Below are 6,043 nucleotides of genomic sequence, written 5' to 3'. Positions count from 1 at the left end.
CGCATCATGTCGCGGCCGTCGTCGGTGATCCGTTCGGGGCCCCACGGCGGCATCCACACCCAGTTGATGCGAAAACGGTCCACCACGTTGTCGAGAGACTGTGCGGTCTGTTCTTCGAGCACGTCGGTCAACGGGCAGCCGGCCGAGGTGAGGGTCATGTGGATGACGAGGGCGTCGTTCTCGTCGTCCCATGCGAGGTCGTAGATGAGCCCCAGGTCGACGACGTTGATCCCCAGTTCGGGGTCCATGACGTCTTTCAGGGCCTCGGTGACCTCGTCGTACTTCTCGGGCGCGAGCGTTGCGGTCATGTAACGATCTTACGCGTCGACCGGCGTACCGGCCTCGAGGAAACGGTCATATCCTTCTTCTTCGAGACGGTCGGCGAGCTCGGGGCCGCCCTCCTCGACGATCCGGCCCTTGACGACCACGTGCACGAAGTCCGGACGGATGTAGCGGAGGATGCGCGTGTAGTGCGTGATGAGCAGCACGCCGAGGTCGGTCTGCTCCTTGGCGCGGTTGACGCCCTCCGAGACGATCTTGAGCGCGTCGACGTCGAGGCCGGAGTCGGTCTCGTCGAGCACGGCGATCTTGGGCTTCAGCAGCTCGAGCTGGAGGATCTCGTGGCGCTTCTTCTCGCCGCCGGAGAACCCCTCGTTGACGTTGCGTGCGGCGAACGTCGGGTCCATGCGCAGGTTCGACATGGCTCCCTTGACGTCCTTGGTCCAGCTGCGGATGGCCGGAGCCTCGCCGTCGATGGCCGTCTTGGCGGTGCGCAGGAAGTTGGTGACCGTGACACCCGGGATCTCGACCGGGTACTGCATGGCGAGGAAGAGACCGGCGCGAGCGCGCTCGTCGACGGTCATCTCGAGCACGTCTTCGCCGTCGAGCGTGATGGAGCCGCTCGTCACGGTGTACTTGGGGTGACCGGCGATCGTGTACGCCAGGGTCGACTTGCCGGAGCCGTTGGGACCCATGATGGCGTGGGTCTCACCGGTGCGGAGCGTCAGCGTGACGCCGTTGAGGATCGGGGTCGTACCGTTCTCCGTCTCGACCGTCACGTGGAGGTCGCGGATCTCGAGGACAGGCATGGGGTTCCTTACGTAAGTCTGGGGTCGTGGGCGCGGCTCAGGCCGTCGCCTTGGTGACGGAAGGATCGATGAGCACGTCGTCTCCGTCGATCACGACCTCGTACACGGGCACCGGCTCGAAGGCCGGGAGGTTCAGGGGGCGTCCGGTCTTCAGCGAGAAGGCCGAGCCGTGCGCCCAGCACTCCAGCGTCTCGCCCTCGACGAAGCCGTCCGACAGCGAGATGTCGCCGTGGGTGCAGACGTCGCCGATCGCGTGCACCTCGCCGTTGCCGTCGAGGACGACCGCGATCGCGGTGCCGTCGATCTCGACGCGGTGCGCTTCGTCTTGCACGAGGTCGCTCAACGCGCAGGCGCGCGAGGCGCTCACGCGGCGGCTCCCTCGGCCAGCTCGCGCTCGATCGCCTCGGTCAGCTCGGTCTCGAGCTCGGGGATGCCGATCCGCTGCACGATCTCGCTGAGGAAGCCGAGCACGACCAGCCGTCGCGCCTCGTCCTCGGCGATACCGCGGGCCTGGAGGTAGAACAGCTGCTCGTCGTCGAAACGACCCGTGGCGCTGGCGTGGCCCGCACCCCGGATGTCGCCGGTCTCGATCTCGAGGTTCGGGATCGAGTCGGCGCGTGCGCCGTCGGTGAGTACGAGGTTGCGGTTCGCCTCGTAGGAGTCGGTGCCCGTGGCATCCGGTCCGATGAGCACGTCGCCGATCCAGACGCTCCGGGCACCCTGGCCCTGAAGGGCTCCCTTGTAGAGCACGTCGCCGACGGTCTGCGCGCCCTTGTGGTGCAGGTACACCTGCGACTCGAGGTGCTGGCCGGCATCGGCGAACGACAGACCGTACAGGCGACCCTCGGATCCCGCCCCGGAGAGCTCCACCGACGGGTTCACGCGCACGACCCCGCCGCCGAAGCTCACCACGACGTGGGTGAGCTTGGCGTCGCGGTCGACGCGCGCCTGGTGGGCCGAGGCGTGGATCGCGTCGTCGTCCCACTTCTGCACCGACACGACCGTGAGGTCGGCACCGTCGCGCACGAGGATCTCGACGTTCTGGGCATGCTGGGCGGTGCCCTCGTGCCGCAGGACGACGGTGCCACGTGAGTTCGGCTGCGCCTCGATCACGACGTGGGCGTGCGCCAGGCCACCGGTGCCGGTCAGGCGCACCATCACGGGCTCGTCGAGCTCGACGTTCGCCGGGATCCGCAGCAGCGGCGCCTCGGACTCGTGGGTCCAGGCGAGGGCGGCGATCAGGTCTTCGGGACGGAAGTGCTCGCCGCGCGGCGCGTCACCGGCCGCGAGACGCAGATGCTCGACCTCGGCCGGAGCGTCGACCTCGACGTGCATGACGCCCGTCGGGCCGGCCTCGTCGACGAAGAGAGGCGCGAGCCGGTCGACGGGGCTGAGCTTCCAGTTGACCTCGCGGCCCGTCGGCGTGCCGAAGTCGGCCGGATCGAACGAGGTCGCCCGCTCCGAGCGCGTCTGCACCGGAACGATGGATGCCACGAGGGCGGCCGGGTCGATGTGCCCCCCGGCGGCGGCGGTGCCGTGTTCCGCGGGGGTCGTGGTCGCAGTGGTCACTGAGCTGATACTCCGTTCGGCGCGAGAGGGGAGAACACGGGAGACGCGGGTGTCGCCGAAGAGATCATCCGACACTGCCCTCCATGCCCATCTCGATGAGCTTGTTCAGTTCGAGGGCGTACTCCATGGGGAGCTCGCGCGCGATGGGCTCGATGAACCCGCGCACGATCATGGCCATGGCCTCGTCTTCGGGCATGCCGCGCGACTGCAGGTAGAAGAGCTGCTCCTCGCTGACCTTCGAGACGGTCGCCTCGTGCCCGAGCTGCACGTCGTCGACGCGGATGTCGATCGCGGGGTAGGTGTCGCTGCGCGAGATGGTGTCGACCAGCAGCGCGTCGCACCGCACGGTGTTCGCGGAGTGGTGCGCGTTGGCATCCACTCGCACTTCACCGCGGTAGCCCGCGCGACCGCCGCCGCGAGCGATGGACTTCGACACGATCGACGACTGCGTGTACGGCGCCATGTGCACCATCTTGGCGCCGGCGTCCTGGTGCTGACCGGGACCGGCGAAGGCCACCGAGAGGGTCTCGCCCTTGGCGTGCTCGCCCATCAAGTAGATGGAGGGGTACTTCATCGTCACCTTGGAGCCGATGTTGCCGTCGACCCATTCCATGGTCGCGCCCTCGTGGGCGACGGCACGCTTGGTGACGAGGTTGTAGACGTTGTTCGACCAGTTCTGGATCGTCGTGTATCGAACGCGCGCGTTCTTCTTCACGATGATCTCGACCACGGCCGAGTGCAGCGAGTCGCTCTTGTAGATCGGCGCCGTGCAGCCCTCGATGTAGTGCACGTAGCTGTCTTCGTCGGCGATGATCAGCGTCCGCTCGAACTGACCCATGTTCTCGGTGTTGATGCGGAAGTACGCCTGCAGCGGGATCTCGACGTGCACGCCCTTGGGGACGTAGACGAACGAGCCGCCCGACCACACCGCCGTGTTGAGAGCGGCGAACTTGTTGTCGCCCGCGGGGATGACGGTGCCGAAGTACTCCTCGAAGAACTCCGGGTGCTCGCGCAGCGCGGTATCGGTGTCCATGAAGATGACACCCTGCTGCTCGAGGTCTTCGCGGATCTGGTGGTAGACCACCTCGGACTCGTACTGCGCGGCGACGCCGGCGACGAGGCGCTGGCGCTCGGCCTCGGGGATTCCGAGCTTCTCGTAGGTGTTGCGGATCTCTTCCGGGAGGTCTTCCCAGGACTGGGCCTGCTTCTCGGTCGAGCGCACGAAGTATTTGATGTTGTCGAAGTCGATCTCGCTGAGATCGGCACCCCAGGTGGGCATGGGCTTGCGGCCGAAGAGCTGGTAGCCCTTGAGGCGCGTCTTGAGCATCCACTCCGGCTCGGACTTCAGGGAGGAGATGCCGCGAACGACGTCCTCGTTGATCCCGCGCTGCGCGAGCGCACCGGCGGCATCGGTGTCGTGCCAGCCGAACTCGTATTGCCCCAGGCTTTCGAGCTCGGGTCGGTCGATGAGTACATCGGACATGGTGATCACTCTCCTTCTCGGGCCTCAACGGTGTCATCCGCCCCGGCATTCCGGACTCCGGTCGAAGTCCCAGGAATGTCGCTGGTGGGCCCGTTCGAAGGCGCTGGCTGCGCGCCTAGACTGTCTCTGGTGCGGATCGCGTGAGCGACGCACCCGGACCCTTCGATTCTACAGGCACCCGCTCCCGGAACGGCAGCACCGCTCCCCCGCACACCGGGACCGCCGGGGCCGCCTCGACGCCAGGAAGCCGTACGCATGCCCTCCGCTTCGTCCCCCACGTCACCGACCCGCGTTCCCGCGCCCCTGCGACGCTTCGTCGCCTGGTTGCCCGTCGACGTCGACCGGCGGGTGCGGGTGTTCGCGTGGTTGTCGTTCGTCGCGGAGGTGCTGATCATCGGCACGGGCGGGGCCGTTCGACTCACCGGGTCGGGGCTCGGCTGCCCGACCTGGCCGCGGTGCACACCCGACTCCCTGATCAACACGCCCGAGATGGGCATCCACGGCGTCATCGAGTTCGGCAACCGCACGCTGACCGGGCTCGTCGGCATCCTGGCCATCGCCGTCGTCGTGCTCGTGTGGCGCATGCGTCACGAGCGTCGGGTGCTCTTCGCGCTCTCCCTCATCGTGCTGGTGGGCATCGTCGCGCAGGCGATCGTGGGCGGCATCACGGTGCTGACGGGCCTGAACCCCTTCATCGTCGGCTTCCACTACGTCGCGTCGGTCTCGCTCGTCGCCGTGTGCGCGGCCTTCCTGGTGCGGATGTACCAGCCGGCCGGCGCCCGCACGCTCGCCGCCCCGCGCTGGTTCGCAGGACTCGTGCACGCCACCACAGCGATCCTCGCGCTGACCATCGTCTTCGGCGTGCTCACCACGGGTGCGGGTCCCCACTCGGGTGACGAGGCCTCCATTCGCAACGGGTTCGACGCCGAAGTGCTCGAGCACGTGCACGCGTGGCCCGGGTACGCACTGTTCGCCCTCACCCTCGTGGTCGTCGTGATCGCGTGGCGGCTCCGCCTCCCGGTACGTCGTTGGGCGACCGCCCTGCTGGCCGTCGAACTCGTGCAGATCGCCGTCGGCCTCTACCAGGCGCGCAACGGGCTGCCCGAGCTCGCCGTCGGCACCCACATGGTGCTCGCCGCTCTGGCCGCGGCGACCATGACCGTCGTCGTTCTGCGCCTGAAGCAGCCGACCGTCGCCGACGAGCCGGCCAGGCGCCGCGAGACCGCGTCCGCGCGCCGCTGAGCACCCGCCGGCCGGTGCGGTCGGGGCGAGACGGCGCTCTTATACGCTCATAGGGCATTCATCGGCGACCCCTAACGCCGACACCGCCGGGTGAGACAGTGTTGTTCCCCGGGTGCCCCGCGCCCGTGATCCATCCGATGCCACCGCGTCGGATGACGCTTTCCGGCTCCCCCGGGTCGGAACGACAAGGAGTTCATCCCATGCACACTCGTCCCCGTCTGCTGACCAGCATCCCCTTCTGGGTGCTCGTCGCCGGATCCCTGGCCGCCATCATCGGCGGACTCGCGATCGTCCTGAACGGGATCACCGCGATGGAGGAGGTCCTCAACGACCCCAACGCCACCGTCGTGCAGGTCTACGTCGGTCAGTCATGGGTCGTCGTCGGCGCCGCGGTGCTCGGAGCCGGTGCCGTGGGCATCGTGGCTGTGCTCGCGCTGGGCGCAGCCGCCGCCCTGACCCGCCGCCCCGACGTGGCGGTCGAGAGCATCGACTGGTCCAGCGACGACGAGACGGTCGCCGACCCCGCCGTCGCGGCGTACACGCCCGCCACGACCGCCGCCCCCATCTCGGTGGAGGACGCCGACGTCGAAACGCCGTCGTCGGCTCCCGCTCCGGCCCGCGCCACGGCCGAGGCCGGTCACGGCGCCCCCCAGCTCGACGC

Annotated in this window: 7 protein-coding genes; 2 read left to right on the top strand and 5 right to left on the bottom strand. The window is 68.3% G+C overall.

Going from position 1 to position 6,043, the window contains the following annotated elements:
* The 5 genes from RWP81_RS13505 to sufB all read right to left on the bottom strand — a co-directional run.
* The coding region (locus tag RWP81_RS13505) for a metal-sulfur cluster assembly factor (RefSeq protein ID WP_314456914.1) at positions 1 to 308 on the bottom strand (308 nt) is incomplete at its 3' end.
* Between the two features lie 9 nt (positions 309 to 317).
* The gene (gene sufC / locus RWP81_RS13500; RefSeq protein WP_314456912.1) at positions 318 to 1,088 is read right to left on the bottom strand and encodes a Fe-S cluster assembly ATPase SufC; all 771 of its coding nucleotides are present in this window, start codon (positions 1,086 to 1,088) and stop codon (positions 318 to 320) included.
* Positions 1,089 to 1,125: 37 nt separating this feature from the next.
* The gene (locus RWP81_RS13495; RefSeq protein ID WP_055955137.1) at positions 1,126 to 1,455 is read right to left on the bottom strand and encodes a non-heme iron oxygenase ferredoxin subunit; all 330 of its coding nucleotides are present in this window, start codon (positions 1,453 to 1,455) and stop codon (positions 1,126 to 1,128) included.
* Positions 1,452 to 2,657, bottom strand: coding sequence for a Fe-S cluster assembly protein SufD (sufD, locus tag RWP81_RS13490; protein WP_314456909.1), 1,206 nt, complete (start codon positions 2,655 to 2,657; stop codon positions 1,452 to 1,454). Before sufD ends, RWP81_RS13495 begins: the two co-directional genes overlap by 4 nt.
* A gap of 64 nt (positions 2,658 to 2,721) precedes the next feature.
* Entirely contained in the window at positions 2,722 to 4,140 is a 1,419-nt protein-coding gene (sufB, locus tag RWP81_RS13485; protein WP_314456907.1) for a Fe-S cluster assembly protein SufB, read from the bottom strand.
* 255 nt (positions 4,141 to 4,395) lie between these two features.
* On the opposite strand from sufB, the gene RWP81_RS13480 reads away from it, so the two are divergent.
* Positions 4,396 to 5,382, top strand: a complete 987-nt coding sequence (locus RWP81_RS13480) for a COX15/CtaA family protein (protein ID WP_314456905.1) — start codon at positions 4,396 to 4,398, stop codon at positions 5,380 to 5,382.
* 200 nt (positions 5,383 to 5,582) lie between these two features.
* A partial coding sequence (locus RWP81_RS13475) for a hypothetical protein (protein WP_314456903.1) occupies positions 5,583 to 6,043 on the top strand: 461 nt, incomplete at its 3' end.

It is taken from the genome of uncultured Microbacterium sp. (assembly GCF_963521695.1).
Classification (GTDB): Bacteria; Actinomycetota; Actinomycetes; order Actinomycetales; family Microbacteriaceae; genus Microbacterium.
Note: the sequence above shows the minus strand (reverse complement) of the source record. Positions and strands in the feature narration are given on the sequence as shown.